This window comes from Micromonospora sp. NPDC049049 (assembly GCF_040649115.1).
GTDB lineage: Bacteria > Actinomycetota > Actinomycetes > Mycobacteriales > Micromonosporaceae > Micromonospora.
The window spans coordinates 59,905-85,969 of sequence record NZ_JBEZEX010000010.1 but is presented as its reverse complement, the minus strand read 5'-3'; the positions used below and the strand labels follow the sequence as shown (position 1 = coordinate 85,969).

Annotated in this window: 26 protein-coding genes and 1 riboswitch; of the genes, 8 read left to right on the top strand and 18 right to left on the bottom strand. The window is 72.5% G+C overall.

All coding sequences use genetic code 11. From position 1 onward, the window contains the following. Positions 1 to 154: 154 nt before the first annotated feature. Entirely contained in the window at positions 155 to 625 is a 471-nt protein-coding gene (locus tag AB0B68_RS13055) for an SRPBCC family protein (protein ID WP_357259938.1), read from the top strand. A 144-nt stretch (positions 626 to 769) separates the two neighbouring features. On the opposite strand, the gene AB0B68_RS13050 is transcribed toward AB0B68_RS13055, so the two are convergent. The 5 genes from AB0B68_RS13050 to AB0B68_RS13030 all read right to left on the bottom strand — a co-directional run bounded on the left by AB0B68_RS13050 (position 770) and on the right by AB0B68_RS13030 (position 6,953). Then, positions 770 to 1,270: a hypothetical protein gene (locus tag AB0B68_RS13050; RefSeq protein ID WP_357201077.1), complete on the bottom strand. Its 501-nt coding sequence runs from the start codon at positions 1,268 to 1,270 to the stop codon at positions 770 to 772. 141 nt (positions 1,271 to 1,411) lie between these two features. Continuing rightward, on the bottom strand, positions 1,412 to 2,425 hold the full coding sequence (locus AB0B68_RS13045; protein WP_357201130.1) for a hypothetical protein: 1,014 nt from the start codon (positions 2,423 to 2,425) through the stop codon (positions 1,412 to 1,414). A gap of 56 nt (positions 2,426 to 2,481) precedes the next feature. Continuing rightward, positions 2,482 to 2,613: riboswitch (cyclic di-AMP (ydaO/yuaA leader) on the bottom strand. Positions 2,614 to 2,731: 118 nt separating this feature from the next. Next, a complete protein-coding gene (locus AB0B68_RS13040) occupies positions 2,732 to 3,649 on the bottom strand; it encodes a cation diffusion facilitator family transporter (RefSeq protein WP_357201080.1) in 918 nt (305 codons plus the stop codon). A gap of 106 nt (positions 3,650 to 3,755) precedes the next feature. Continuing rightward, a complete protein-coding gene (locus AB0B68_RS13035) occupies positions 3,756 to 5,873 on the bottom strand; it encodes an AAA family ATPase (protein ID WP_357259935.1) in 2,118 nt (705 codons plus the stop codon). A 108-nt stretch (positions 5,874 to 5,981) separates the two neighbouring features. After that, the gene (locus tag AB0B68_RS13030) at positions 5,982 to 6,953 is read right to left on the bottom strand and encodes an alpha/beta hydrolase (protein WP_357259932.1); all 972 of its coding nucleotides are present in this window, start codon (positions 6,951 to 6,953) and stop codon (positions 5,982 to 5,984) included. A 169-nt stretch (positions 6,954 to 7,122) separates the two neighbouring features. On the opposite strand from AB0B68_RS13030, the gene AB0B68_RS13025 reads away from it, so the two are divergent. Continuing rightward, entirely contained in the window at positions 7,123 to 7,746 is a 624-nt protein-coding gene (locus AB0B68_RS13025; RefSeq protein ID WP_357201133.1) for a carbonic anhydrase, read from the top strand. 119 nt (positions 7,747 to 7,865) lie between these two features. Here the strand turns inward: AB0B68_RS13025 and AB0B68_RS13020 are convergent, their stop codons facing one another. Continuing rightward, positions 7,866 to 8,195 carry a hypothetical protein gene (locus tag AB0B68_RS13020; RefSeq protein ID WP_030330285.1) on the bottom strand — a complete coding sequence of 110 codons (330 nt, stop codon included), beginning with the start codon at positions 8,193 to 8,195 and terminating at the stop codon, positions 7,866 to 7,868. A 308-nt stretch (positions 8,196 to 8,503) separates the two neighbouring features. Between AB0B68_RS13020 and AB0B68_RS13015 the strand changes: the two genes are divergently transcribed. Together AB0B68_RS13015 and AB0B68_RS13010 are read left to right on the top strand one after the other, a co-directional pair. Beyond that, positions 8,504 to 8,995: a DUF3145 domain-containing protein gene (locus tag AB0B68_RS13015; RefSeq protein WP_091409261.1), complete on the top strand. Its 492-nt coding sequence runs from the start codon at positions 8,504 to 8,506 to the stop codon at positions 8,993 to 8,995. An 87-nt stretch (positions 8,996 to 9,082) separates the two neighbouring features. Beyond that, complete coding sequence (locus AB0B68_RS13010) at positions 9,083 to 10,819, top strand: glycoside hydrolase family 3 protein (protein ID WP_357259929.1); 1,737 nt, start codon at positions 9,083 to 9,085, stop codon at positions 10,817 to 10,819. Between the two features lie 16 nt (positions 10,820 to 10,835). Here AB0B68_RS13010 and AB0B68_RS13005 read toward each other — a convergent pair whose 3' ends face one another. Then, the gene (locus AB0B68_RS13005) at positions 10,836 to 11,504 is read right to left on the bottom strand and encodes a lipoprotein (protein WP_357259926.1); all 669 of its coding nucleotides are present in this window, start codon (positions 11,502 to 11,504) and stop codon (positions 10,836 to 10,838) included. A 131-nt stretch (positions 11,505 to 11,635) separates the two neighbouring features. On the opposite strand from AB0B68_RS13005, the gene AB0B68_RS13000 reads away from it, so the two are divergent. Then, positions 11,636 to 11,854 carry a hypothetical protein gene (locus tag AB0B68_RS13000; protein WP_357259923.1) on the top strand — a complete coding sequence of 73 codons (219 nt, stop codon included), beginning with the start codon at positions 11,636 to 11,638 and terminating at the stop codon, positions 11,852 to 11,854. A gap of 50 nt (positions 11,855 to 11,904) precedes the next feature. On the opposite strand, the gene fabF is transcribed toward AB0B68_RS13000, so the two are convergent. From fabF to AB0B68_RS12965, 7 genes are all read right to left on the bottom strand, one after another. Continuing rightward, complete coding sequence (gene fabF / locus AB0B68_RS12995) at positions 11,905 to 13,131, bottom strand: beta-ketoacyl-ACP synthase II (protein ID WP_357201096.1); 1,227 nt, start codon at positions 13,129 to 13,131, stop codon at positions 11,905 to 11,907. Positions 13,132 to 13,133: 2 nt separating this feature from the next. Next, complete coding sequence (locus tag AB0B68_RS12990; RefSeq protein ID WP_030330276.1) at positions 13,134 to 13,373, bottom strand: acyl carrier protein; 240 nt, start codon at positions 13,371 to 13,373, stop codon at positions 13,134 to 13,136. Between the two features lie 86 nt (positions 13,374 to 13,459). Continuing rightward, positions 13,460 to 14,404 carry a beta-ketoacyl-ACP synthase III gene (locus tag AB0B68_RS12985; RefSeq protein WP_238670069.1) on the bottom strand — a complete coding sequence of 315 codons (945 nt, stop codon included), beginning with the start codon at positions 14,402 to 14,404 and terminating at the stop codon, positions 13,460 to 13,462. Next, positions 14,401 to 15,327 carry an ACP S-malonyltransferase gene (locus tag AB0B68_RS12980; protein WP_357201100.1) on the bottom strand — a complete coding sequence of 309 codons (927 nt, stop codon included), beginning with the start codon at positions 15,325 to 15,327 and terminating at the stop codon, positions 14,401 to 14,403. Before AB0B68_RS12980 ends, AB0B68_RS12985 begins: the two co-directional genes overlap by 4 nt. A 78-nt stretch (positions 15,328 to 15,405) precedes the next feature. After that, positions 15,406 to 16,707 (bottom strand): helix-turn-helix domain-containing protein, encoded by a 1,302-nt coding sequence (locus AB0B68_RS12975; RefSeq protein ID WP_357201102.1) that lies wholly within the window; start codon positions 16,705 to 16,707, stop codon positions 15,406 to 15,408. A gap of 37 nt (positions 16,708 to 16,744) precedes the next feature. Further along, positions 16,745 to 17,446 carry a response regulator transcription factor gene (locus AB0B68_RS12970; RefSeq protein WP_357259920.1) on the bottom strand — a complete coding sequence of 234 codons (702 nt, stop codon included), beginning with the start codon at positions 17,444 to 17,446 and terminating at the stop codon, positions 16,745 to 16,747. Beyond that, the gene (locus AB0B68_RS12965; RefSeq protein WP_357259917.1) at positions 17,443 to 18,627 is read right to left on the bottom strand and encodes a histidine kinase; all 1,185 of its coding nucleotides are present in this window, start codon (positions 18,625 to 18,627) and stop codon (positions 17,443 to 17,445) included. The genes AB0B68_RS12970 and AB0B68_RS12965 overlap by 4 nt, the downstream gene beginning before the upstream one ends. 406 nt (positions 18,628 to 19,033) lie before the next feature. On the opposite strand from AB0B68_RS12965, the gene AB0B68_RS12960 reads away from it, so the two are divergent. Further along, on the top strand, positions 19,034 to 19,345 hold the full coding sequence (locus AB0B68_RS12960) for a hypothetical protein (protein WP_357259914.1): 312 nt from the start codon (positions 19,034 to 19,036) through the stop codon (positions 19,343 to 19,345). Positions 19,346 to 19,491: 146 nt separating this feature from the next. On the opposite strand, the gene AB0B68_RS12955 is transcribed toward AB0B68_RS12960, so the two are convergent. After that, positions 19,492 to 20,142, bottom strand: a complete 651-nt coding sequence (locus AB0B68_RS12955; protein WP_357201114.1) for a hypothetical protein — start codon at positions 20,140 to 20,142, stop codon at positions 19,492 to 19,494. Between the two features lie 252 nt (positions 20,143 to 20,394). On the opposite strand from AB0B68_RS12955, the gene AB0B68_RS12950 reads away from it, so the two are divergent. Further along, the gene (locus tag AB0B68_RS12950) at positions 20,395 to 21,012 is read left to right on the top strand and encodes a copper resistance CopC family protein (protein WP_357201117.1); all 618 of its coding nucleotides are present in this window, start codon (positions 20,395 to 20,397) and stop codon (positions 21,010 to 21,012) included. Between the two features lie 193 nt (positions 21,013 to 21,205). Here AB0B68_RS12950 and gltX read toward each other — a convergent pair whose 3' ends face one another. The 3 genes from gltX to AB0B68_RS12935 are packed head-to-tail and all read right to left on the bottom strand — an operon-like array spanning position 21,206 to position 25,292. After that, positions 21,206 to 22,615 (bottom strand): glutamate--tRNA ligase, encoded by a 1,410-nt coding sequence (gene gltX, locus AB0B68_RS12945; RefSeq protein WP_357259911.1) that lies wholly within the window; start codon positions 22,613 to 22,615, stop codon positions 21,206 to 21,208. 53 nt (positions 22,616 to 22,668) lie between these two features. Next, positions 22,669 to 23,946 carry an MFS transporter gene (locus tag AB0B68_RS12940; RefSeq protein WP_357259909.1) on the bottom strand — a complete coding sequence of 426 codons (1,278 nt, stop codon included), beginning with the start codon at positions 23,944 to 23,946 and terminating at the stop codon, positions 22,669 to 22,671. Further along, the gene (locus AB0B68_RS12935) at positions 23,943 to 25,292 is read right to left on the bottom strand and encodes a GH1 family beta-glucosidase (protein WP_357259906.1); all 1,350 of its coding nucleotides are present in this window, start codon (positions 25,290 to 25,292) and stop codon (positions 23,943 to 23,945) included. The genes AB0B68_RS12940 and AB0B68_RS12935 overlap by 4 nt, the downstream gene beginning before the upstream one ends. Before the next feature lie 188 nt (positions 25,293 to 25,480). Between AB0B68_RS12935 and AB0B68_RS12930 the strand changes: the two genes are divergently transcribed. Beyond that, positions 25,481 to 25,927: an SRPBCC domain-containing protein gene (locus AB0B68_RS12930; protein WP_210783445.1), complete on the top strand. Its 447-nt coding sequence runs from the start codon at positions 25,481 to 25,483 to the stop codon at positions 25,925 to 25,927. The last annotated feature ends 138 nt before the right edge of the window (positions 25,928 to 26,065 follow it).

Below are 26,065 nucleotides of genomic sequence, written 5' to 3'. Positions count from 1 at the left end.
TTCGGAAGATTTCGTACTAACCGACCTTAATGGCGCAGGTGGTGGCAGGTCGTCGCATCGGCCCGGTCCGGCGCGGCGCTGAGGGTCCCTGGGGCGTTGCCAGCCAGACATCGGTACGGGACGATCGGGCGACCAGACGACGGCGGGAGACGGTGTGCTCAGCAGCGATACCTTCAGCTACACCGTCCAGGCCCGGTGCTCACCCGCCGAGGCGGCAGCGTTGCTCAGCGACCTGACCCGGCAGGGCGAGCTGCATCCGCTGATCGTGCAGGTCCGCCGGGTACCGCCCCGGCCCGGCGCCCAGGCGAGCTACACGATCAACGACCGGTTGGCGGCCGGTCCGCTGCGCTTCCGGACCACCTACCACGCGGACGTGCTGATCAGCGAGGCCGACGAGATCGTCATGGTGGCCCGCCAGTGGCCGGCCACCACTGTGCGGAACCACACCCGTCTACGCGCCGAGCCGGACGGCCTGACCCGCGTCGACGTCGAGATCACCCTGACCGCGCCGAGGCCCCTGTTCCGCTACGCGTTCCGCCAGGCCCAGGCCGCTCACCTCGCCCTGGCCACCCGGCTGGGCGCCGCCCTGGACCGCACCAACAACACCCCGCCCCCTAACCCCTAACCCGCGTCCCGACCCGTGGCCGACCCCGTGCCGCGCCCCTGGCGCGCCGATCTTGCAGTTTCAGCTGTCGATATCGGTGGGATGGAACCCATATGTCGGCGTAGTAAGTGCAAGATCGCGGGCGCGTAGGGCGGGGCGGGCGCGTTAGATCGGGGTTGGCGCGCTCTTGCGGGTCGGGCGGGTGGTGGGACGTCGGCCCCACGGCTTGTAGGTGGAGAGCACTGTCGCGATGACCATCAGGCTGGTCGACACCGCCGGCGCGATGACCAGGTCGGCGCGATCGCGGGCGGGCAGGGCGGCGCCGACCGCTCCGGCGTGACGCAGATTCGGGGTGAGCAGGAACAGCACCAGCCCGACCATCACCGTGGTGATCACGAGCTTGACCAGCACCCACCGGTGGCGCAGCAGGCCCCACGGGGTGAGCAGCGAGCTGGCGACTCCGATCAACCACACCAGGACGCTCAGCGGCGCGAACAGCACCGTGCCGACCAGAGCCGTGACCGGATAGACCACCGCCGGATCGGCGCCCCGCTGCACGGCGACGCCGAGGGTGAGCAGCACCAGGTCGGCGCCGAGCCAGCCCAGCGAGGTGACGAGGTGCAGGGTGAGCAGCGCCTTGCGGGTGGTGGGTCGGATCCGAGGCATACCGCGATGCTGCCCGCCGGCCACCGCCGGGTCGTCCGACGAGCGACGACATCAGGGGTACGCCCGGTGACGTAGCCCGGCCCCTGACGCACGTGATGCCTGTGAGCCATCCAGTGGCTCACAGGCATCACGACGCGTCGGTCAGTAGACCGACAGGTGTACGTGGTTGGTGTGGTCGCTGGACGGGTCGCCGCCCGCCCCGCTGTACGACTTCCACCCGCTGCTGGGCAGCCAGATCTGCCTGTACCAGATCACGTAGAGCACGGCGAGCCGGTCCGCGTTGCGGATGAAGTACGCGGCCAGGTTGTTGCCGTACGTCTTGTCGCCGCCGGTGGCGTCGCCGCCGAAGCCGTTCTTCTGCGCCGCGAAGTCGCAGGCCCGGCCCTTCGGGTGTTCACCCGAGCCGCTGGGGCGGTGGCACGAGACGTACCGGGTGAATCCCGCGGCCTTGGCCTGGTTGAGCGCGTGCAGGGTGCGCGGGGTGATGCAGCCGTTGGCCGGCGTGGGGTCGTTGACGCTGCACGACTCGGAGGGCCAGGAGCCGTCGGAGTTGCGCGGTGCGGCCTTCGCGTTGGCGCTGGAGGTGCCCCGGTTGGAGCCGGCGTCGGCGGTGGTCTGCGGCTTGGGCGTGGTGGCCACACTCAGGGCCCGTTCGGCCTGCTCCTTGCGCTTGGCCATCACCGCGACCTGCTTGCGCTGTTCGTTGATCTCGCCGTCCAGGGCGACCCGGGTGCGGTTGGCCTTGTCCTTGGTGTCCAGCAGGTCGCGCAGCACCCGGTCCTCGTTGGCCGCCACCGCGTCCAGCGCGGCCGCCCGGTCCATGAAGCCTTCCGGGGTGTTGCTGTTGAGCAGCGCCGACACCGCACCCAGCCGGCCGGTGCGGTAGGCGACCTCGGCGATCTCGCCGACCTTGCCGTTGCGCTGGTCGATCTCGACCTCGATGGTCTTCAACTGGGTGCCGAGCTGCTTCTGCCGTTGCACTGACGTGTCCAGGGCGCGCTTCGCGTCCAGGTAGCCCTTGCTGGCCGCATCGAGCTGGGCTCGCAACGCCGGGGTGCCGCCCTCCTCGTCGGAGTCGGGTGCGGCGGCTCGCAGGCCGGTCGGGGGAGCGGCCGAGGCGGTGCCGGCCGGAAGCGCGACGCCGAGGGCGAACATCGCGACGATCAGGGCCGCCAGTCGGGCGGCGGGTGGTCGTGCTGGTGCCACTGCGCATGTCCTTCCGTCAGCCGCCGACCGGGTTAGCTGACGGGTTCGGGACGGAAGATCCCTACCGCTGACGCGGATACACCCCAGGAACATGGTTCCCCGGTTCGCCCAGTTGGGCGATTAGGCGGCGACCGCCACCGGCGCCGGGAGGGCGCCGCCTGGTGACGGCCGGGACCGAGCCTACCGGTGCGGGTGGGGCCGCTGCAGCCGATGTGACGGACGGTGCGTACGTCACCACGGAAATCGACGAACCGGTCACCATTCGATGGAGCCGCAGGCTCCAGAAGCGGCGCCGGGCTCGATCTGCAATGTCGCGTGTTCGATGCGGAAGTCGTCGTGCAGGGCCGTACGTGCCGCGGTGAGCACCGCGCCGACCTCCGCGCCCGGTGCCATGGTCAGGTGGGCGGAGGCCACCTCCATGCCCGAGGTGAGCGTCCAGACGTGCAGGTCGTGCACCTCGACGACACCGGGGACGGCGGCGAGCCGGTCGTGCACGGCGGTCACCTGGAGGTGCTCCGGGGCGGCCTGCACCAGGATGCGGATAGCGGCGCGGGCCAGCCGCCAGGTGCGCGGCAGGATGAACACGCCGATGGCGACCGCGACCAGAGGGTCGGCCCACCACCAGTCGGTGACGGTGATGAGCAGCGCCGCGCCGATGACGCCGACCGAGCCGAGCAGGTCACCGAGCACCTCCAGGTAGGCGCCCTGGAGGTTGATGCTCTCCCGGGCTCCGGCGCGCAGCAGCGCGAACGCGGCGATGTTCGCGAGCAGGCCGAGCACGGCCACCGCGAGCATCGGGCCGGCGATGACCTCATGCGGGTCACCGAAGCGGCGGATCGCCTCGACCACCACGTAGATCGCGACGCCGGAGAGCAGGACGGCGTTGGCCAGCGCGGCGAGCACCTCGAGCCGGTAGAGCCCGAAGGTGCGCTGCGGGTCGCCGGTGGCCCGCCGGGTCGCCGTGATGGCGGCGAGCGCCATCCCGATGCCGAGCACGTCGGTGAACATGTGCCCGGCGTCGGAGAGCAGGGCGAGCGAGCCGGTGTGCAGTGCGACCACCGCTTCGACCACCATCAGGGTGGCGAGCAATCCGAAGGCCGCCCAGAGTCGACCTCGGTGCTGGTGTGCGGCATTGGCGACGGACCCATGGTGGTGGTCATGACCTGCGCCCACGAGAACCACCTTCCGCCGCTGGTCGGGACCCGGTCAAATGTATGCTCACATCGCTATGTGTGCAAGTGTACGGGCAGGGCGTTCCGCCGGCGGCAGTCCGCACACGTCAGCTGGTCGGGTCGATGGTGGTGAGCCGCTGGGTGGCCCGGGAGAGCGCCACGTACAGGGTGCGCACCCCGGCGCCCGGATCCGCCCGGATCTCGCTCGGGGCGACCAGCACCACCCCGTCGTACTCCATGCCCTTGGCCTCCAGGCTGGTCACCACCTGCAACCTGGGTGCGCCGAGCGCGCCCAGCCAACCGGCGACCTCGTCCCGGCGGGGGACCGGCGTGATGACCCCGACCGTGCCCTCCACCTCGGCCAGCAGGCCGGCGGCGGCCTCCACGGTCGCGGTCTCCAAGCCCGTCGCGGGCACCACCAGCTCCACCGGCTCGACCCCGGTGGAGCGGACGGCGGTCGGCAGCGGCAGGTCCGGGTAGAGCCGCCGGATCTCCGCCGCCGCCACCGCGAAGATCTCCGCCGAGTTGCGGTAGTTGGTGGTGAGCGTGAAGTCGTGTCGCTTACGCCGGCCCAGCGCCTGGTCGCGGGCCCGGGTCAGCTCCTCCGGATCGCCGGTCCACGCGGTCTGCGCGGGGTCGCCCACGACGGTCCAGGAGGCCAGTCGGCCGCGTCGACCGATCATCCGCCACTGCATCGGCGAGACGTCCTGTGCCTCGTCCACGACCACGTGCGCGTAGTCCCGGTAGTCCTCGGGGCGCTCCCGGGCCGCCGCGCGGGCGGCCCGCTGCCGTTCACCGAGGGTGCTGAGCTCACGGACGCCGCCGGCGAGCTGGAACGGGTCGCGTCGCGCGCGGGCCGGCTGCGCGGGCTTGCCGAGCAGCGCGTCCAGCTCGTCAAGCAGTGCCACGTCGGCGATGGTCAGCCCGGCCGAGTCCAGGTTCCGGTACGCGGCGTTGAGCAGCCGGATCTCCGCCGAGGAGAAAATCCCCCCGGCGTACCGGCGCAGGCGGTCCGGCTGCGCCAGCCAGCCGAGCACGTGCCGGGGGTGCAGCCGAGGCCACCACGCCTTGAGGAACTCCCGGAACTCCGACCGCTCGGCGATCTCCGCCTCGAAGGCCGGTTGCTCCGGCAGCCGACCGCTGCTCAGCTCACGGGCCTGCGCCCAGAGCGCGGCGAACACACCGTCGAAACCGGCCCGGCGCACCTCGTTGCGCCGTGCGCCGCGTTGCAGCGCACGGTCCCGGATCCGGTCCAGCGCGACCCGGTCCAACCGCAGCAGCGTGCCCCGGTAGAGCAGCCGTAGCTCACCCGGGCCGCCCGGCACCGCGTCGCGGGCCGCCCGCTCCAGCACCCGGCGCATCCGCAACGAGCCCTTGACCGCCGCCACCTCGGGCGGGTCGGGGCGGGTGGCTGTCATCCCCGGGAAGAGGGTGCCCAGCGAGTGCAGGGTCGCGGTGTCCTCACCGAGCGACGGAAGCACGGAGCCGATGTACTCGACGAACACCGACGACGGGCCGACCACCAGGATGCCGCCGCCGGCGTAGCGGCTGCGGTCGGAGTAGAGCAGGAACGCGGCCCGGTGCAGGGCGACAGCGGTCTTGCCGGTGCCGGGGCCGCCCGCGACGATCGTCACCCCGGAACCGGGCGAGCGGATCGCCTCGTCCTGCTCCCGCTGGATGGTCGCCACGATGTCGCGCATGCCCCGGCCGGTGGCCTTGGACAGGGTGGCCAGCAACGCGCCGTCACCGACGATGGTCATCCCCTCCGGGGCGGCCGTCGGGTCCAGCAGGTCGTCCTCGATCCGGGTGACCCGCTCGGCGCGGGACTGGATGGTGCGACGCCGCACCACGTCCAGCGGCTGCGCCGGGGTGGCCTGGTAGAAGGCGGCGGCGGCCGGCGCGCGCCAGTCGACGACAAGCGTGACGGCGTTCTCGTCGCGGATCCCCAGTCGCCCGACGTGCAGCACCTGACGGTCGCGCAGGTCCAGTCGGCCGAAGACCAGCCCCTCGTGCTCGGCGTCCAGGGTGTGCCGCCGCTGCGCGGCGTGGAAGACCATCGCGTCGCGCTCGACCAGGGCGCCGTGCGTGCCCACCCGGGCCATCCGGTAGCCGTCACGCTCGGCGCGGACGGCCGACTGCCGCAGCTCGGCCAGTCGGGCGTACACCCGGTCCAGGTGTCGTTGCTCGACGGCGATCTCCTGCTCCAGGCCGGTCTGGTCGGTCAACGCACGCTCCTTCAGAGGTCGCCGGCAGGCGGTGGAAACCGCGCGGGCCAACCGCAGAAGGGTACGGCCCCGGACCCGACCCGCCGCGCCCGAGGTGCGCGAACGTGCTCAGGCACCCGTCTCGGCGGGGGCCGCGCCACGGTGAGCCGTCGGCGACGCGCCGAGGTGGGCCGGCGGCGATTCGGCGATCACCCGTCGTACGACGCCGGTGAGCGCGGCGTTCACCTCGTCCGGGCGTTCCATCATCAGCATGTGCCCGGCACCTGGGCAGACGGTCAGCTCGGTGGCCGGCAGAGCCGCCGCGATCGACTCGGCGCACGGCGGTGGGGTCAGCCGGTCCCGGTCGCCGACCAGGGCGGCGGCCGGCAGGTGGGCCAACGCGGCGAGGGTGTCCAGGCGGTGCTGGGTGCCGATGGAGGCGCGGAACCCGCCGATCGAACGCAGCGAGGCCCGGGCCACCGCCGACGTCACCAGGCGGATGTCGGCCGGCTCGCAGCGGTCACCGAAGAGCATCCACCGGATGCTCGGTCGCAGCGCGTTCAGCAGTGCCCGGGGAGCACGCCACGAGCCACACCGGGCCAGCACACCGGCGCCGGTCGTCTCGGCCAGCCGGATCAACCGGGCGATCCGCGGCGAGAGCCCGTAGACGGTGTGCGTGTGCCCCTCGGCGGTGGTCGAGACGAAGACCAGGCCGGCGGTACGGGCGGCGAAGTGCGCGGGGTGGCGGTGGGCGTACTCCATGATCGTCATGCCGCCCATCGAGTGCCCGACCAGCACCACCGGGCCGGTCGGCGCGACCGCGTCGATGACCGCGGCCAGGTCGTCACCCAACTGGGCCAGGGTGGCCGTGGGCAGCGCCATGCAGCTGGACCGGCCGTGCCCCCGCGCGTCGTAGGCGACCACCCGCACCGCATCGCCGAACTGCGGCGCGGTGAGCGCCTCGACCTGCCGGTGCCAGGCGCGCCCGTCCAGCGTCCAGCCGTGCAGCAGGATGGCGGTGACCTGGGCGTCCGTCGGACCCGTCGCCTCGACGTTGAGCCGTACACCGTCTGGCAGGCCGACCTCGAACCGCTCCGGCATCGCCACCTCCCCAGGGCCGCCCAGTATCACCAGCACCGGGATACCCGGCGGTAACACCGGCTACCCGCCATGACACCACGCCAATCGCGCCGTGGCGAACATTCCCGACCTCGCCCGTGCCGGACGGCGGCGGGCCAAGCTGGACGGCATGGGGTCGTCGGGAGCGCCCATGGGTGCGACGTCGGGGCAGGGGCGGCAGGCCGGCGGTACGCCCCGCGCCGCCCTGGCCGACCTGCTCGCCGGCAATCGGCGGTTCGTCAGCGGCCAGCCGGTGCACGGACACGACGTCACGGCAGCCGCCGCGGCCTCCGGCGACCAGCAGCCGTACGCGGTGGTGCTGGGCTGCATCGACTCCCGGGTGCCGTTGGAGGCGATCTTCGACCAGACCTTCGGCGCGATCTGCGTGATCCGCACCGGGGGACACGTGCTCGATCGCGCGGTCCGCGGCTCGATCGAGTACGTGGTCGGCCAGCTCGGCGTACCGCTGGTGATGGTCCTCGGCCACGAGCGGTGTGGCGCGGTGCAGGCCACGGTAGAGGCGCTGCGCATCGGCCAGCGTCCCGGCGGGTCGCTGGCGCACCTGGTGGACGAGATCGCGCCGGCGGTGACCGAGGCGGGGATCGACGATCCGGCGGTGCTGCCGCTGGCGATCCGCCGGCACGTCCGGCGTACGGTGCGCACCCTGCGCCAGGACGATCTGCTGGCCGGGCCGGTGGCCGCCGGCCGGGTGGCCGTGGTCGGCGGCCTCTACGACCTGGCCACCGGCGAGGTCGCCCTGCTCGATCCAGGCTGAGCTGCCCTGCCCTGGCCCGAGGACCGTCCCCCCGCCGCCGCCCGAAGTCGATCCTCGCGCACGCGAAACCGCCCGCCGGGAACTCCCGGCGGGCGGTTCGTTGGAGCGGTGGGGAGGGCTCAGCCCTCGAAGACGCCGGCCGCGACCAGGCGCTTCTCGGTGGCCTCCCAGCCGTCACCCGGGTGGGTGGCAGCCAGGTTGTTGATCTCCGCCCGGATCTTGGCGGCGTGGCCGGCGGCGGCCAGAACGCGGATCTCCTCGACGAAGGCGTCGGAGTCCGTGCGCAGGTGCGCGGTCTTGCCGTTGGTCAGGTTCCGCACGTAGGCGTGCTTGCCGCCGTTGAGCGGGATGAGGTACTTGAACTCGCCCAGCACGCTGAGGGCGCCACCCTGGCCAGCCTGGCCGGCCCGGACTGACGCGCGCGCGGTCTTAGAGGTGTTGCTCGCCACGGAGGTACTCCTTGCAAGACGTACGGGAGGACTAGACGTCCGGGGGCTGTGTGCGGGTCGTACGTGACTCGGCCCGCGAAGGTGTAACGCGGCATAAGCCGCCGGTGGAACTGTACAGGACCACGACATCATGCTGGTCGTCGCGGTGTCCTGAGAGGCAACGGCGACCACCCGTCCGGCTATTCCACCCGGCGTTTTTTCCGATTCCCTGGCGCACCATGCGTCACAGGAGTCATCATGTGTTGCAGCAGCCACCTGGGTGGACGAGGTCGTAGGGGAAGACGCACCTCGCTCTCCGGGAGGTCACCGTGCCAACGCGTGGCGTCGTATACGTCCACTCGACCCCGCTCGCCGTGTGCTCGCACGTCGAGTGGGCGATCGCGCGCGTCCTAGCCGCGCCGGTCAACCTGCAGTGGACGGCTCAGCCCGTCGACCCCGGCGCACGCCGGGCCGAGTGCGGGTGGACCGGTCGTCCGGGGACGGGCGCCGAGCTGGCTGCTGCCCTACGGCAGTGGCCCATGATCCGTTTCGAGGTCACCGAGGAGCCGAGTCCCGGCGCCGACGGTGAGCGATTCATGTACGTGCCAGCCCGTGGCCTGTTCCGGGCGACGGTCGGCGTGGCCGGCGACATTCAGCTCGGCGAGGACCGGCTCCGGGCGCTGATGGCGGCCTCCCGGGCCCCCGAGGCCCTGGCGCACGCCCTCGACAAGGCGCTCGGCACGGCATGGGACGCTGACCTGGAGCCCTACCGGTACGCCGGCGACGGCGCCCCGGTGACCTTGCTCACTCGGGTCGGCTGATCCGAACGGCGGGCCGCTGGCCGTACGCCGTCGGGCCGGTGACGACCGGTAAGGTCAAGTTGCCCCGATAAGGGAGAAGCTGGTGGGATGGGCGACGTGTCGAATCGCCCGTGGCGCGCCAGTGTCGCTGTCGCCGCCCTGACCGCCCTGCTCCTCTCCGGCTGCTCAGGTGACCCGGAGCGCCCCACGCCGACGCCCAGCCCCGTCGGGACGTCGGCGGGCCCGAGCGTCCCGCCCGCGCCGCCGGCCAGCGACCCCGCCGGCCGCGCCGCCGCGCTGGTGGCGACGCTGTCCGACGAAGACCTTGTCGGCCAGGTGCTGATGCCGTACGCCTACGGAGACTCGGCGACGAAGGTCTCCGCCGGCTCGGCGGCCGGCAACCAGGCTCTCGGCGGGGTGGACACCCCCGCCGAAATGATCGCCAAGTACCGACTGGGTGGCCTGATCCTGGTCGGCTTCAGCGCCGACGACCCGACCAAGGGCAACCAGGAGACCACGAACGTCGACAACCCCAGGCAGGTCCACGAGCTCACCACCGGGCTGCGCAGCGCCGCCGGTCGGCTCGCCGCCGGTTCGGCGCCGCTGCTCATCGGCACCGACCAGGAGTACGGGGTCGTCACCCGCGTGACCGACGGTGTCACGGTGCTGCCCAGCGCCCTCGCGGCCGGCGCGGCCGGTGACCCGAAGCTCACCGAGGCCGCCTGGCGGGCCGCCGGCGCCGAGTTGGCCGCGATGGGCATCAACATCGACTTCGCCCCGGTGGCCGACGTGCTGGCCACCCGCAGCGCAGTGATCGGCTCCCGGTCCTACGGCTCCGACCCGAAGCAGGCCGCCGCGCAGGTGGGCGGCGCGGTCCGTGGCCTCCAGGCGGCCGGGGTCGCGGCCACCCTGAAGCACTTCCCCGGGCACGGCCACAGCGCCGACGACTCGCACAAGGACCTTCCGGTGCTGACCCAGTCCGCCGCGGCGTTGCAGAGCGGCGCGTGGCCGCCGTTCACCGCTGGAATGGACGCGGGCGCGATGGCCGTGATGTCCGGTCACCTGGACGCGCGCGCGATCGACCCGGGGACCCCGGCGACGTTCTCGCACAAGCTGCTCACCGACGTCCTGCGCGGCCAACTCGGCTTCAAGGGCGTGGTGATCACCGACGGGATGAACATGCCGCCCGCGATGCGCTGGGCTCCCGGCGAGGCGGCGGTCCGGGCGCTCAACGCCGGTAACGACCTCATCCTGATGACCCCGAACGTCGGTCAGGCGTACGACGGGCTGCTCGCCGCGCTGCGCGGCGGGTCGCTGCCCCGGACCCGGCTGGTCGACGCGGTCACCCGGGTGCTGACGATGAAGTTCCAGCTCGCCGAGCTGCCGTCGGCGCAGATGTCCACGCTCAACGCCCCGGCGCACCGGGCGGCGGCCGACGCGCTGGCCGCTGCCGCCGTCACCGTGCTGCGGGGCGCCTGCGGCCCAGCGGTACGCGGGCCGGTCACCGTCACCTCGTCCGGCGGTCGGGACGGCACCCGGGCCACCCTCACCGCCGCGTTGACCGCCGCCGGAGTGCAGGTCAAGCCCAGCGGCGGCACTGTCGTGCACCTGGTGGGCTACGGCGACGGCGCCAAGGACCTGAGCCCCGACGCGGCGATCACCGTCGCCATGGACACCCCGTACGTGCTGGCCGACGCGAAGTCACCGAGGCTGCTGGCCACGTACTCGTCCAGCCGGGCATCGATGACAGCCCTGGCCGCCGTGCTCGCCGGCAAGGCCCGGCCGGGCGGCCGGTCCCCGGTGACCGTTCCCGGACTTCCCGCGACGACCTGCGCCAGCAACTGACCCGACCGGGTCCACCTCAGCCGGCAGCGGTGAGTCCGCGCACCGCGAGCCGGTACGCCGGCAGCACGTCGGTCCGTTCGGTGATCAGGCCCTCGTTGACCGCGAAGACCAGCGTCTGCCCCGCCGACTGAACGGCCAGCGCCCAGTTGCGCGCCGCCTCCTCCTCGGCCAGCGGACTGGTGGCGAGCCAGGTCATCTCGGTGGCGTCGAGGCCGCCGGCGCGGAGATCGCGGAACTGCTGGCCGGTGACCGTCTCGCCGGCTCCCGCGGCGAAGCTCTCCAGCGCGGCGCGCGGAGCGGCAGTCGGCGTGTCCGTCGCCCAGATCCGCAGGAACCCGCCGCCGGCCGGCCGGCCGTCCACCTCGCAACGCACTGTGGTGCCGCCGCGCTTGGTGAGCGCCTCGCCGACCAGCTCGGCCAGCTCACCCTTGGGAGGCTCGACAGCCTTCGCCGTCCACCCGTCGGCCAGCGGAAACGTCACCGGTACCGGGCAGGGGGAACCGGCGCCGCCGGTGGTGCCGCCGGACGCGGCGGGGGTCGTCTCGTCGTACCAGGGCTCGCCCGTGGCCTGCGGGGTCGGGTCGCCGGCCGCGGGCCCGGCGGGAGCGGCGGCGTCGTCGCCGCAGCCGGCCAGCAGGCCGAGGATGAGCGCCGCCGACACGGCGACGCGGGTACGAGCGTCCATTGTGGTGATCCCCGTCAGTCGATCTTCAGTCGGCCCATCTAAGCCGCGCGGTCCCTCGACGTCAATCGGGATCGAGTGCCGCGACGGAAATCCGGTCGCCTCCGCGCCGATCGGTCTGACAGCCTCACCCCATGGGAGCGGCAGCAGGATTCCGGCACGTACGACGGGCGGACGGCACCGTGGTGATCACCCACCACGGCCGGGTCGCCGGCACGCTGCGCGGCGCTCGGGCCGCCGAGTTCCTGGCCGAGGTCGACGACGACCCGCAGCTGGTGATGGCCCGCTGGACCGGCAACTACCGCCACGGCAACGAGCGCACCGCGAAGCAGCACCCCCGCAACCAGGGCTGAACGACGAAAGGGCCCCTCCTCTCGACGAGGAGGGGCCCTTTCGCAGGATCTCAGGGGCGGGCGAAGACCAGAGCCACGTTGTGGCCGCCGAAGCCGAACGCGTTGTTCAACGCGGCCGGGATCTCCATGTGACGGGCCTTGTGCGCGGCGACATCCAGGGTGAGGCCTGGCTCGGGGTCGTCGAGGTTGATCGTCGGAGGGACGACACTGTCGCGGATCGCCAGGATGGTGGCGATCGACTCCAGCGCACCGGCCGCACCGAGCAGGTGACCGGTCATCGACTTCGTCGCGGTCAGCACCGGGTGGTCGCCGAGCGCCTTGTGCAGCCCACCGATCTCCAGCATGTCCCCGACCGGGGTCGAGGTGGCGTGCGCGTTGACGTGCACGATGTCCCGCTTCGCCACGTCCGCGTCGGCGATCGCCTTGGCGATGGCCCGGATCGCGCCCTCGCCCTCGGCGTGCGGCTGCACGATGTCGTACGCGTCGGAGGTGATGCCGGCGCCGGCGAGGCGCGCGTACACCCGGGCGCCCCGGGCCGCGGCGTGCTCGGCCCGCTCCAGCACCACGATGCCGGCGCCCTCGCCGAGGACGAAGCCGTCCCGGCCCCGGTCCCATGGGCGGGAGGCCCGCTCCGGGTCGTCGTTGCGGGTCGACATGGCCCGCATCGAGCTGAAGCCGGCGATGGGCAGGGGGTGGATGACCGCCTCGGTGCCGCCGGCCACCACCACGTCGGCCCGACCGGAGCGGATGATGTCCAGACCGAGGGCGATCGCCTCGGCGCCGGTGGCGCAGGCGCTGGCCACCGAGTGCACGCCGGCCTTGGCGCCCAGCTCCAGCCCGACCCAGGCGGCCGGACCGTTCGGCATCAGCATCGGGATGGTGTGCGGGGAGACCCGCCGTGGCCCGGAGGCCTCCAGGATGTCGTCCTGGGCGAGCAGTGTGGTGGCACCACCGATGCCGGAGCCGACGCTGACGGCCAACCGCTCCCCGTCGAGGTCGGAGCCGGCGAGGCCGGCGTCCGCCCAGGCCTGCTGCGCCGCGATGATCGCGATCGCCTCGGAACGGTCCAGGCGGCGCAGGCGGACCCGGTCCAGCACCTCGGACGGCTCCACGGCCAGCTGGGCGGCGATCCGGACCGGCAGTTGCTCGGCCCACTCCTGGGTGAGGGCACTCACCCCGGAGCGGCCGGCGAGCATTGCGTCCCAGGTCGACGCGACGTCCCCGCCAAGCGGGGTCGTCGCGCCGAGCCCGGTGACGACGACGTCTGGACGACTCATGATCAGGACTGCGCCGCGATGTAGCTGACAGCGTCGCCGACGGTCTTCAGGTTCTGCACCTCGTTGTCCGGGATCTTGACGCCGAACTTCTCCTCGGCCGCGACCACGACCTCAACCATGGAGAGCGAGTCGACGTCGAGGTCGTCGGTGAAGGACTTCCCCTCGGCCACGTCGTCCGGGTTCACCCCGGCAACCTCTTCGAGGATCTCGGCGAGGCCGGTGGTGATCTCGTCACGGGTCATTGCGGTTGGTTCCTTTCATCGGGGTTTCTCCGGCGGCCGGCGTCGCCGACCGCCAATCCTGGACGCGTACGCGCCCGAGGGGGTCATCAGGGGCAGCGGACGACCTGACCGGCGTAGGTCAGGCCACCGCCGAAGCCGAACAGCAGCACCGGTGCGCCCGAGGGCACCTCCCGGCGCTCGACCAGCTTGGACAGGGCCAGCGGCACACTCGCCGCGGAGGTGTTGCCGGACTCGACGATGTCCTTCGCGATGATCGCGTCGGGGATGTTGAGCCGCTTGGCGATGCCGTCGATGATCCGGGCGTTGGCCTGGTGCGGCACGAACGCGGCCAGCTCCGACGGGTCGACCCCGGCCCGCTCGCAGGCCTGTAGCGCGAGCGGCGCGATGGCGGTGGTGGCCCAGCGGAACACCGCCTGCCCCTCCTGCTGGATGTACGGGCGCCAGCCCTCGATGCGGACCGCGTCGCTCTTGTCCGGCACCGAACCCCAGACGACCGGGCCGATCCCGGTCGGCTCGTCGTCGGCGGTGGCGGAGACCACCGCGGCACCGGCCCCGTCGGCGAAGATGATGCAGGTGGAGCGGTCGGTCCAGTCGGTGAAGTCGGACAGCTTCTCCGCGCCGATGACGATCGCGTTGCGCGACGCCCCGGCCCGGATGGCGTGGTCGACGGTGCCCAGCGCGTACGCGAAGCCCGAGCAGGCGGTGTTGAGGTCGAACGCGCCCGGCGCGGTGATGCCCAGCTTGCCGGCGACCCGGCAGGCCACGTTGGGGCTGCGGTCGATGGAGGAGCAGGTGGCGACCACGACCAGGTCGATGTCGGCGGCGGTCAGGCCCGAGTTGGCCAGTGCCTTGCCGGCAGCCGCGGCGGCCATGTCGGCGACCGTCTCACTGTCGGCGATCCGCCGGCTGACGATGCCGACCCGGTCACGGATCCACTCGTCGTTGGTGTCGACGAGCTGGGCGATGTCGTCGTTGGTCACCACCCGGGAGGGCTGGTAGTGCCCCATCGAGACGATGCGACTGCCAGTCATGAACGGCCTCCGATACGGGCGATCAGGTCCCGTGCGGCCGGCAGGTCGTCCGGGGTGTTGAGGGTGACGATCTCCGGGGCGCCGTCGCCCTTGAGTTCCCGCTTGACCAGACCGGCGAGGGTGCCGGCCGGGGGTAGTTCGATCACGCCGGTGACCCCGAGGTCGGCCAGCGTACGCATGCACAGGTCCCAGCGCACCGGCGCGGTGACCTGACGAACGAGGCGCTGCACCATTGCCGCGCCGTCGTCGACAGCGGTGCCGTCGAGGTTCGACAGCAGGGTGCGGGCCGGGTTCGCCGGGGTGATCCCGGCGGCTTCAGCGGCGAGCGCGGTCTCCGCCGGAGCCATGTACGGGGTGTGGAAGGCGCCGGCCACCTGGAGTCGGATGATCCGGGTCCGGGTGGGCGGCGCGGCGGCGAGCTTGTCGAGCCCGTCCAGGGCGCCTGCGGCGACGATCTGCCCGGCGCCGTTGCGGTTGGCCGGGTAGAGCCCGTTCGCCTCGATCGCGGCGATCACCTCGTCGGGATCACCACCGAGCACCGCGGCCATTCCGGTCGGCTCCAGCGCACACGCGGCGGCCATCTCCCGGCCGCGCACGCCGGCCAGGGTGATCGCGGCGTCGGCCGACAGCACACCGGCCAGGGCGGCGGCACCCAACTCGCCGACGCTGTGGCCGGCGGTGACGGCGACGCCGTCCAGCGGCAGGTGCTCGGCCGCGAGCAACGCCGCGGCGACCAGCAACGGCTGGGTGCGGGCGGTGTCCTTGATCTCGTCGGCGTCGGCGTTGGTGCCCAGGTGCAGCAGGTCGACCCCGGCCAACGCCGACCAGTCGCGCAGTCGCGCCTCAGTGCCGGTCAGGTCGAGCCAGGGGGTCAGGAAGCCGGGTTTCTGAGAACCCTGGCCGGGACTAAGTACGGCGAGCACGTCTATGACTCTCCCGGATAATGGCGGGTAACGCGGTGCCGCCTTCGACCAAACCACACTAGGACCTTTAGAGGTTTCCTACAAAGATCGGCGGGGATCATCCTCGGTTTGGGCGGATTTCCGGGTAGCCGGGGTCATTGTCTGAGTCGGGACCGGCGAGGCCAGCGGGGCGACCGGATCCAACCGACCCACGGTCAGCGCGACCTGAAGGGCGAACGCGTCGCGCGGCGACAGTGGCGAGAACCCGGTCACCTCGGCGATCCGGCGCAACCGGTAGCGCACCGTGTTCGGGTGCACGAACAGCGCCCGGGCCGCGCTCTCCAAGGTGCCACCGGCCGCCAGGAAGGCGTCCAGGGTGGCCAGCAGCTCCCCACCTGCGCGCACCAGCGTCGCGTACACATCGTGACGCAGCCGCCGACGGGCCTCGGTGTCGCCGGCGAGGGCCCGCTCCGGCAGCAGGTCCCCGGCCGGCACCGGCCGGGGCGCGCTCGGCCAGGCCGGTGCGGCCCGAAAGCCGGACAGCGCGGCCCGCGCCGACTCGGTCGCCTCGTCCAGGCTCGGTACGGCGGGACCGACCACCACCGGGCCGTCCCCGAACGCGCTCAGCAGCTTCGCGGTGGCGGTCAGCGGGTCAGGTGCGCCGCCCAGCACGATCACCAGCCGGTCGCCGTGGACGCCGCCGATCACCTCCACGCCGATGCGGCGGGCCTGCCGGTAGACCACGTGCAGCACCGCGGAGACCTCGCCGCCGGGCGACCGACCGACAGCCACCGCCACCGGCGGCGCGTCCGCCCAGCCGAGAGCGGCGGCCCGACTGGCCAGGACGTCCGGCGAGTCACCCCGCAACAGCGCGTCGACGAGCAGCGCCTGCAACCGGGCGTCCCAGGCGCCGCGCGACTCGGCGGCCCGCGCGTACACCCGGGCGGCGGAGAACGCGATCTCCCGGGAGAAGCGCAGCACCGCCTCGCGTAGCTGCTGCTCCTCACCCTCGGCGGCCAGGTGCGACACCTGCTCCTCGACCACGTCGATGGTCACCTTGATCAACGCCACGGTCTGCTGGAGGGTGATCGACCGGGCCAGCGCCTGCGGGGCGGCGGCGAAGACCTCGTCCGAGACCTCCTGGGTGCTGTCCGCGGTGCCGCCGCCCTCGCGCAGCCACTGCACCAGCGACCTCGCGCCCGCCTGCGCCACCAGCATCACCCAGGAACGCTGGTCGGCCGGCAGCGCCCGGAACCAGGGCAGCGTCTCGTCCATCCGGGCCACGCTGGAGGTGGCCAACGCCCCCGCCGATCGTTCGATCCGGCGCAGCGTGGCCGACAGCTCCCCACCGCCCGGCGTGCTCACCGCCCTAGCCTGACACGTCGTGAGCAGGCCAACCACGCCGGCACCGGTCCGCCGCGCACCCAGCGGGCCCGTCTCACGACTGCGGGGGAGCGGGCAGGCCCACCTCCTGGGCCAGGATGGCGGCCTGCACCCGGCTGCGTAGGTCCAGCTTCGCCAGGATCCGGCTCACATGGGTCTTCGTGGTGCTCTCCGCCAGCACCAGTCGATCGGCGATCTGCTGGTTGGACAGGCCCAACCCGAGGCAGGCCAACACGTCACGCTCACGCGGGGTGAGGGTGTCCAGCGCGGCCCGCGCGTCCGCCGACGCACCCGGCGCGGTGGCCGCGAAGGCGGTGATCAACCGACGGGTCACAGTGGGCGCGATGAAGCCGTCGCCCCGCGCCACCGTCCGCACCGCGCCGACCAGGCCGTCGGCGTCGGTGTCCTTGAGCAGGAACCCGGCCGCCCCGGCCCGCAACGCCCCGAAGACGTACTCGTCCAGGTCGAAGGTGGTGAGCACCAGCACGTCGGCGAGCCCCTCGCTGACGATCGCCCGGGTCGCGGAGATCCCGTCCCGGTGCGGCATCCGCACATCCAGCACCGCCACGTCGGGTCGCAACTCCCGGCACAGGCGCACCGCGGCGTCGCCGTCGGCCGCCTCGCCGACCACCTCGACGCCCGCTGAGCCGTTCAGGATCAGGGCCAGTCCGGCCCGTACCGCCGGCTGGTCGTCGGCGAGCACCACCCGTACCGTCGCCGGTGCCGTGTCGTCCGACGGCCGCGCCGGCCCGGTCACCCGCCCTCCCCGGTGGGCAGGGCCGCCCGCACCTGCCAACGGCCGTCGTGCGGCCCGGCGGTGAACCGGCCGGCCAGCAGCGTGGCCCGCTCCCGCATGCCGATCAGCCCGGCCCCGGCGCCCGGCAGCCCGGCCCCGCCCCCACGCACCGGGTTCTCCACAGTCAGCACCACCTCGGCCGGCCGGTACGCGATCGTCAGCTCCGCCTCACCCGTACCGTGCTTGAGCGCGTTCGTCAGAGACTCCTGCACGATCCGGTACGCGGCGAGGTCCACCCCCACCGGCAACGCGCCCGGCGTGCCATCGGTCCGGACCCGCACCGCGAGGCCGGCAGCCCGGGCCCGGTCGACCAGTCCGTCCGCCTCGGCCAACCGCGCGATGACCACCTCCGGCGCGGCCGGGTCGGCGCTGGTCCCCGGCTCGCGCAGCACCTCGATCATCTGACGCATCTCGGCGAGGCCCTGCACGCTGCTCTCCCGGATCACCCGCAACGCCGACTCCACCTGACCGCGATCCAACCCGGGTACGGAGAGCACTGCGGTGGCGTGGATGGCCACCGCGCTGAGATGGTTCGCGACCACGTCGTGCAGCTCCCGGGCCATCCGGGCCCGTTCGGCGCTGACCGCCTGCCGACGGTCCAACTCGACCAGCCGGGCGGTCTGCTCGGCCCGCGCCCGCTCGGCGGCGGCCTGATCGCGGTACTGCCGCACGCTGATGCCGGTCAGGACCGGCAGGAGGCCGACGAGCACCACCAGCACGCCGATGGCCACCCCGCTCCACTGGTCGGTGAGGATCACGCCGACGACCGCACCGAGCACGCTCAGCCCGATGGTCGCCCGCAGCAGCCACCGCCACAGCCGCGGCGGACCGTAGACACAGGCGTCGTAGAGGACCTGCGTGTAGATCAGGATCGCGCCCAGCGAGCCCCCGAGCGCGATGTCCACCACCACTGCCACGGTGCCGACGGCGAGGCTGGCACGCGGGGCGGCGCGACGCAGGCCCACCGCGACGCACATCGCCAGCAGCGACGGCAGGAACAGGACCGCGGGCACGTCCGGGTGCGGACGAATCTGCGGTTGCCAACCCAGGGTCCACAGCACCAGCCCGCCGGCCAGCGACGCCCCGGCCAGCGCCAGGTCCCGGCCGCGGGTGCCGGAGCCGAGCCACGGTGGCGGACGCATGCCCCGATCCCACCACAGTCGCACCGGGTCGGAGTCCGACCGGGGGAGGAGACCGCCGCCTGCGACATGCGCCGAAAGGGGTACGCGGGCCGCGCCTCGTCAGCCCAATGATGATCATCATGACCGATGTGGAAACCCTGGCCGCGCTGGCACTGCGGGCGCTCTTCGCCCGCGCCGACCTGGAGGCTCACCGCGCCCGCTGACCGCCGGGCCGCCGGACCTCACGGTGAACCACACGAAAAGAAGCTGTGAACTGCGTAACCGGCTCCCGCGCTCAACGGCGTCTCCGGGGACCGGCCGGTCCGGACCCCGGGTACGCTGCGCGCGGCCCGTCGGTCCCGGCCAGTACGGTGACAGGGCACCTCGGGAAGCATTCGAGGGTGAGGCGAGCGTGAGGAGACCGGGGATGGCGCACGGGGAGGCCGAGCACGGCTGCGCCCAGGGCGAGCCCTGCCGGCCGGGGCACCACGACCCGCAGGCGGCTGGCAAGCCCCGCCGGCCGGTCGGCGGTGCGCCATCGCACCCGGTGGAGCCGCTGCCGGGGCGCATCGACGACGAGCCCGTGCTGCCGCGCCAGCGCTCTGCCGAGCCCGACTCGGACGTTCCCGCTGGTTGCCTCAGTGAACTTTCAGGCTGGGCCGGGGCGCACCGGCACGGCGCGGTCCGACCGCGTCCACGAGCCACCCGCCGGGAGCGCCCACCGCGCCGCTGGTGTTGAACACCGAGTTGCGGTGCCCGGTCGGCCGACGCACCCGCTGACCAGCGAGTGCGTCGGACCGTCGCGTGTCGCTGCGGGTCAGCGAAAGCGTGACCTCAGTACGTGCGCCAGCTCAGCGCGTGCGCCAGCTCAGCGCGTGCGCCAGCTCAGCGCGTGCGCCTGCGGATCAGCAGGGCGATCCCGGCGAGGCCGACGGTGATGGTCAGCATCACGCCGACGTTGAGCAGCAGCAGGCGTTGCAGGTCGCCGAGCGCCTCGTCGAGGTCCTTCGCCGGGTCGAGCGTGTCCTCCGGGAGAACGCGCTCACCGCCGCCCGCGCCGCCACTGACCGTGTCGAACTGCCGCTCCAGCGGCACACCGGCGGTGCGCAGGGTCTCGGACATGCTGAGCCGACCCAGGAACCAGCCGGCGCTGGTCTTCCGGCCGTCCGGCTGCTTCGCCGGGCGGAAGACGCGAGGGCCGCCGATCGCCTTGGGGTAGAGGTCGTAGGTCTGCTTCGGCGTCTCGCCGGCGAGCACCACGACGGTGTACTTCGGACCGAGGTTGGCTGCCTTCGGACCGGTCGGCATGCCGGTGCGCGCGAGGAAGTTGACCTGGTCGATGACCGCGCCCACGAGAGCGGGCTCCTTCTCCGCGCGCAACCGCAGCGGTGCAGGCAGCCCCGTGCCGGTGATGTCCACTCCGGCGGGTGCCGGCTTCGGCGCCGCCGAGGCCGAGCCGGCGGTGCCAAGCGACAGCAGTGCTACCGCCAGCGTGCCCGCCAACACGGCGGCCAACCGCCTCACGTGTCGGACCATCCCGCCTCCTCGCCCCGTTCGATGGATGGCTTCGTCGTAACGTCTGGACCGACCTGCCGGTGTGGCATCGACCGGATGGTCGCGTCCACTCCTACAGACTCCGCAGAACGTCGATGAGTTGCAGCTTTCGGAACAGTAATTGGAACTATCTGCGATCTCTGCTCGACTAATGAGGAGCCGTTTGATCAGCGGGCGGATCGTACCCTTACGGAGGGGTTCATGGGGGGCAGGGTTACACGTACGGTGCGGGTCGTGCCAGTGGTGCTCGGCGTGGCGTTCGGTGTGTCGTTTTTGGTGCCGGCGACTCCGGCCGCCGCCCACAACCAGCTGACCGGCAGCAACCCGCGCGACGGCGCCCGCGTGGCGTCGGCACCCGCCCGGGTCGAGCTGCGGTTCCTCGCCAAGCCGTCGCCGACTACGACGAAGATCACAATAACCGGACCGGACAATGTGGTCGCTGGCGGGACTCCCGCCTTCGACGGCAGTCGGGTGCGGGTGCCGTTCAAGCCGGCCGCAGCCGGGCTCTACATCGTCGGCTACCAGCTCGCGTCGTCTGATGGGCACCCGGTGAAGGGCGAGGTGCGGTTCACCCTCACCACCGGCACCGCAGCCGACCCCACTGCCTCGCCGTCGGCCACCGCCGGAACCAACCCGGCGAGCTCGCCCTCGGCTGGCGCGTCGGCCGTCGGCGTACCCTCCGCCGGCTCGCCGTCGGCGGCACCCGGCAGCTCGACGGCCTCCCCGGTGCCGGCCGCCTCGGAGCAGTCCGACTCCGGCAGCCGCTGGTGGATCTGGGCTGTCGGCGGCCTGCTGCTGCTCGCCGCACTCGCGGCCGGCCTGTTTTTCCGCCGCCGCCGAGACACCGCCTAGTCGATCATCTGATGCCCGGTCGGTCCCGAATCCGACCGGGCATCATCGTTCCCGGGGCCGAGCTGGCCCTGCTCCGCGATCTTGCACGTCCTGTCCCGACACAAGGGGCATTCCACCCATGTCGACAACCGAAATTGCAAGATCGACGCGCTGGGAGGTGGGAGCGGCGCGCGGGGGCGGGGACCGGGGGGGGTTAGACCAGGCGTAGGCGGGCGGCGCGGATTCGGGTCAGGGTGCGCTCGCGGCCGAGCACCTCCAGCGACTCGAACAGCGGCAGACCCACTGTGCGACCGGTGACCGCGACCCGCACTGGCGCCTGCGTCTTGCCGAGCTTGAGGCCCCGCTCGGCGCCGACCGCCTCCAGCGTCGACTTCAACGACTCGGCGTCCCAGGACTCCAGCGCCTCGAACGCCGCGACGGCGTCGTCCAGCAGCTCGGCGGAACCGTCCTTCATCGTCTTGGTCCAGGCGGCCTCGTCGATCAGCGGTGAGGCCAGGAAGAGGAAGTCGACGTTCGGCACGATCTCGCTGAGCACCGCGATCCGTGTCTGGGCCAGCGGTGCCACGGCGGCGAACGCGTCGGCGTCGAACTCCTCCGGCTGCCACGGCGGGGGCGCGATGGTCCCGGTGCCGGTCAGCCACGGCTGGCAGGCGTCGATGAACTCGGCCGCCGGGAGCGCGCGAATGTACTCGCCGTTGAACGCGCGCAGCTTCTTCTCGTCGAAGAACGCTGAGGAGAGGTTGACCTCGTCCAGCCGGAACTCGTCCTCGATGACCGACCAGGGAACGATCTCCCGGTCGCCGGAGGGGGCCCAGCCGAGCAGCATGAGGTAGTTGCGCATCGCGCCGGCCAGGTAGCCCTCGTCGCGGTACGCCTCCAGGGCGACCTTGTCCCGGCGCTTGGAGAGCTTCTGCCGCTTCTCGTTGACCACCACCGGCACGTGTGCCCAGATCGGCGGCTTGACCCCGAGGGCTTCCCAGAGCAGCTGCTGCTTGGGGGTGTTGGGCAGGTGCTCCTCGGCCCGGATCACGTGGGTGATCCCCATCGTCATGTCGTCGACGACGTTGGCCAGCAGGAAGACCGGCGAGCCGTCACCCCGGGCGATGACGAAGTCCTCGATGAGCTTGTTTTCGAACGTGGGCTCACCGCGGATCAGGTCGACCACCACTGTCGCGCCCTCGTCGGGCGTACGGAAGCGCAGGGCGTGCCCGGGGCCGGGGCCGAGGTCACGGTCGCGGTGGTAGCCGTCGTAGCCCTGGTACTGCGAGCCGGTGCGGGCCTGCACGTCCTCGCGGGTGCAGTCGCAGTAGTAGGCGCGGCCCGACTCGTACAGGCGCGCGGCGGCGGCCCGGTGCTCCCCGGCGTTGGCCGACTGGAAGTACGGGCCCTCGTAGCTGCCCCGGGAGATCCCGATCCAGTCCAGCGCGGAGAGGATGCCCTCGGTCCACTCGGGCTTGTTGCGTGCCGCGTCGGTGTCCTCGATGCGCAGCACGAACACGCCGCCCTGCTGCTTGGCGTAGATCCAGTTCTGCAGCGCCGAGCGGGCGCCGCCGACGTGGAACATACCGGTCGGGGAAGGGGCGAAGCGCACACGTACTGTCACGTCCCCCAGCCTACGGCGGTCCGCGACTGCATTCCGCCACCGCCCCCCAGGGCTCAGGGGACCGAGCGGATCTTGACGACCAGCGCGCTGCCGAGCAGGGTGACCACGGCGGTGACCGCGTAGAGCGTGGGATAGCCGCCCAGGTACACCACGAGCGGGGCGGAGAGCGCCGGGCCGAGCACCTGCGGCGCAGAGTTGGCGATGTTGATGACGCCCAGGTCCTTGGCCCGGTCGGTGGCCCGGGGCAGCACCTGGGTGATCAACGCGGCGTCCACCGAGAGGTAGACGCCGTAGCCGGCACCGAGTAGCAGCGCCGCGACGATCGCCATCGGCCAGACCGGCGCGACAGCGAGCAGCAGCGCCGCCACCGCCATGATCAGCCCGGAGACGATCACGTAGATCTTGCGGCGGCCGGAACGGTCGGACAGCCGGCCGGCGACCACGGCTGTCAGCATCATCCCGAGCGTGTAGAGCAGGATCAGCACCAGCAGGCCGCCCTCGGGGTCGGGGTGGCGCACCCCGTCGCTGAGGAAGTACAGCAGGTAGAGGGTGCCCAGGGCGTTGCCCAACTGGACCAGGAACCGGGTGATCCAGGCCCAGGCGAAATCCGGGTGCCGGCGAGGGCTGATCCACATCGAGGCCAGCAGCGCCCGCGTCCGGATCGCCGGCCGATGGGTACGCGGCAGCGGTTCGTCGGGGGTGAGCAGCGCGAACGGCAGCGACAGCAGCAGGACGGCCACGGCGATGGCCAGGTAGCCGGCGGCGTTGCCGGTGACCACTGCGGTGACCAGCACCGCGCCGAGCACCAACCCGAGCGCCTGCGGGATGCCCACCCACCCCGAGACGCCGCCGCGCTGGCGCACCGGGACCCGGTCGGGGATGGCGGCGCTGAGGCTGGCCAGCATCGCGTTGAAGCAGACCTGCGCGGCGACCCAGCCGAGGGCGACGCCGAGGATGGTCCGCTGCTGGGCCAGCAGCACCAGGGCCGCCGCGCCGAGCACCGCCCCGCCCGCCGTCCAGACGTGCCGACGGCCGAACTCGCGGCCGGCGATGCGCAGGCAGGTCCGGTCGGAGAGCGCGCCCGCCAACGGGTTGGCGAGCACCGCGGCCAACGCGCCGAGGCCGGTGACCACGGCCAGCATGTTCTCCTTGTCGCCGGGCGCGATCTGTTCGATCTGCTGCGGCAGCAGCACCTGGATGGGCGTGAAGAACGCCATCCACACGCCGAGGTTGGCCGCGAAGATCAAGCCGATCCAGCTGCGCCGCACCGGCACCGTCGGCTCGGCGAGCGCCCCCGGCAGCGACGCCGGTGTCGGGTCGAGGGTGGTCACCGCGCCGACCCCGGCCGGCTGGCCGCGATCACGTCCCGCAACCAGGTGTACGACGACTTCGGCGTACGGGTCTGGGTGGGGTAGTCGACGTGTACCAGCCCGAAGCGCTTGGTGAACCCTTCGGCCCACTCCCAGTTGTCCAGCAGCGACCAGACGAAGTACCCGCGGACGTCCACCCCGTCGTCGATGGCGGCCCGGACCGCCCGCAGGTGCCCGTCGAGGTACGCGATCCGTTCCGGGTCGGCCACCTGCCCGTCGGCGTCGGGCGCGTCGTCGTACGCGCAGCCGCTCTCGGTGATCTCGATGGGCGGCAGCGCGTCGCCGTAGGTGTCGCGGAGCCAGCCGAGCAGCTCGCGTAGCCCCTCGGGGTCCACCGGCCAGTCGAAGGCGGTACGCGGGTAGCCGTCCAGCGGCACGAGGTCGAACGGCAGGGGTGAGCCCTCCTCGGCCGCCCGTACGCCGGTGGGGTTGTAGTAGTTGACCCCGAGCACGTCGATCGGCGCGGCGATCGTGTCGAGGTCGCCGGGGTGGATGACGCTCGGATCGAAGCCGGGCAGCTCCGGATAGCCGCGGCCGAGCAGCGGGTCGGTGAAGAGCCGGTTGTGCAGCGCCTCGTACGCGGCCCCGGCGGCCCGGTCGGCGTCGCGGTCGCCGAGCACCCGCACCGGGGAGTAGTTGTTGGCGATGGCCACCGGGCTGGCGGTGTGGGTCCGCAGCGCGGCGACCGCGAGCCCGTGCCCGAGCAGTTGGTGGTGGGCGACCGGGAAGGCGTCGAACAGCAGCATCCGGCCGGGGGCGTGCACACCCATGCCGTAGCCGAGGCTCATGTGGATGAACGGCTCGTTGAGGGTGATCCAGAGCCGGACCCGGTCGCCGAGGCGAGCGGCGGTCTTCTCGGCGTACTCGGCGAAGCGGGCGGCGGTGTCCCGGTGCATCCAGCCGCCGGCGTCTTCGAGGGGTTGCGGCAGGTCCCAGTGGTAGAGGGTGGCCACCGGGTCGACTCCGGCGGCCAGCAACTCGTCCACCAGGCGGTCGTAGAAGTCCAGGCCGGCCGGGTTGGCCGGGCCGGCGCCGGTGGGCTGGATCCGGGGCCAGGCGATGGAGAACCGGTACGCGGAGACGCCCAGGCCGGCCAGCAGCGCCACGTCCTCGGTGTGTCGGTGGTAGTGGTCGCAGGCCACCTCGCCGCTGCTGCCGTCGCTGATCCGCCCGGGGGAGCGCGCGAAGGTGTCCCAGATGGACGGAGCGCGACCGTCGGCGGTGGTGGCCCCCTCAATCTGGTGGGCCGATGTGGAGACGCCCCAGCGGAAGCCGGTGGGGAACTGGGGCATCGGTGCGGTCGACATGCGCCCTCCCGGTCAACGTGAAACGTGTTCGGGACTTTAAAGCGCTCTTGATGAATGCGCCATAGGCCGCCCTGGCGTAATCCGCAATGGTTGATCGGCGTGTCTTTTTCCGAACCCGTCCGGGTAAGTCCGATTTAGCGCATAGAGTGCCGATATCGTGGGATGTCCTCACCGGAGGAAAGACGGAAATGATCCTCGTGGAACGCAGTGCGCACGTGGCGGCGCCAATTGAAGTGGTCTGGGATGTCGTGCAGCGGGCCGAGCAGTTGCCGGCCTGGCTGGCCGGGGTCCGAGCGGCCGAAGTGCTCTCGGGAGAGGGCTTCGGGCGGCGACAACTCGTCCAGGCTGGGCGCGGCTCGGCGCATGAGGCCGAGGTGATCGCCTACCAGGAGCCGACGCTGATCGGCTGGCGGGAACGAGCCAAGGGCGCTGGATCTCGGGCGGAGGCGCGCACCGAGATCTACGTCCAGCTCACCGGAGACGAGGAGGAGGGCGGGACCATCGTGCGCCTCATCGTGGTCCGCTGGCCGGCCGGCCCGGTCAAGGCGGCCATGCTGCGCCTCGGACTGCGTCGGGTCGGCGCCGACCTGGAGGACTCGCTGGCCCGGCTCACCGACCTGGCCGCCGTCGGCTGACGAGCGCCCATCCTCCCGGCGTCACCCGCGACGGCGGTGGTCCGGATCCCCGCCAGGGCCCCCGGACCACCGCCGCTCCGTACCCCCGACCGCAGTTGGGTTGGGCCGTAGCCGCAGAAGGGCCCGGCGCTGATGCGC

What these genes read in the sequence shown, in the direction of transcription:
- AB0B68_RS13030 (WP_357259932.1), bottom strand. Translation starts at nt 6,953, where the DNA reads ATGCCGGAGCGGTTCGAGGTCGGCCTGCCAGACGGTGTACGGCTCAAC.
- AB0B68_RS12960 (WP_357259914.1), top strand. Translation starts at nt 19,034, where the DNA reads ATGGCGCACGGGGAGGCCGAGCACGGCTGCGCCCAGGGCGAGCCCTGC.
- AB0B68_RS13050 (WP_357201077.1), bottom strand. Translation starts at nt 1,270, where the DNA reads ATGCCTCGGATCCGACCCACCACCCGCAAGGCGCTGCTCACCCTGCAC.
- AB0B68_RS13000 (WP_357259923.1), top strand. Translation starts at nt 11,636, where the DNA reads ATGGGAGCGGCAGCAGGATTCCGGCACGTACGACGGGCGGACGGCACC.
- AB0B68_RS13010 (WP_357259929.1), top strand. Translation starts at nt 9,083, where the DNA reads ATGGGCGACGTGTCGAATCGCCCGTGGCGCGCCAGTGTCGCTGTCGCC.
- AB0B68_RS13005 (WP_357259926.1), bottom strand. Translation starts at nt 11,504, where the DNA reads ATGGACGCTCGTACCCGCGTCGCCGTGTCGGCGGCGCTCATCCTCGGC.
- AB0B68_RS13045 (WP_357201130.1), bottom strand. Translation starts at nt 2,425, where the DNA reads ATGTTCGCCCTCGGCGTCGCGCTTCCGGCCGGCACCGCCTCGGCCGCT.
- AB0B68_RS12985 (WP_238670069.1), bottom strand. Translation starts at nt 14,404, where the DNA reads ATGACTGGCAGTCGCATCGTCTCGATGGGGCACTACCAGCCCTCCCGG.
- AB0B68_RS12955 (WP_357201114.1), bottom strand. Translation starts at nt 20,142, where the DNA reads ATGGTCCGACACGTGAGGCGGTTGGCCGCCGTGTTGGCGGGCACGCTG.
- AB0B68_RS12935 (WP_357259906.1), bottom strand. Translation starts at nt 25,292, where the DNA reads ATGTCGACCGCACCGATGCCCCAGTTCCCCACCGGCTTCCGCTGGGGC.
- AB0B68_RS12930 (WP_210783445.1), top strand. Translation starts at nt 25,481, where the DNA reads ATGATCCTCGTGGAACGCAGTGCGCACGTGGCGGCGCCAATTGAAGTG.
- AB0B68_RS13025 (WP_357201133.1), top strand. Translation starts at nt 7,123, where the DNA reads ATGGGTGCGACGTCGGGGCAGGGGCGGCAGGCCGGCGGTACGCCCCGC.
- AB0B68_RS12965 (WP_357259917.1), bottom strand. Translation starts at nt 18,627, where the DNA reads ATGCGTCCGCCACCGTGGCTCGGCTCCGGCACCCGCGGCCGGGACCTG.
- fabF (WP_357201096.1), bottom strand. Translation starts at nt 13,131, where the DNA reads ATGAGTCGTCCAGACGTCGTCGTCACCGGGCTCGGCGCGACGACCCCG.
- AB0B68_RS12990 (WP_030330276.1), bottom strand. Translation starts at nt 13,373, where the DNA reads ATGACCCGTGACGAGATCACCACCGGCCTCGCCGAGATCCTCGAAGAG.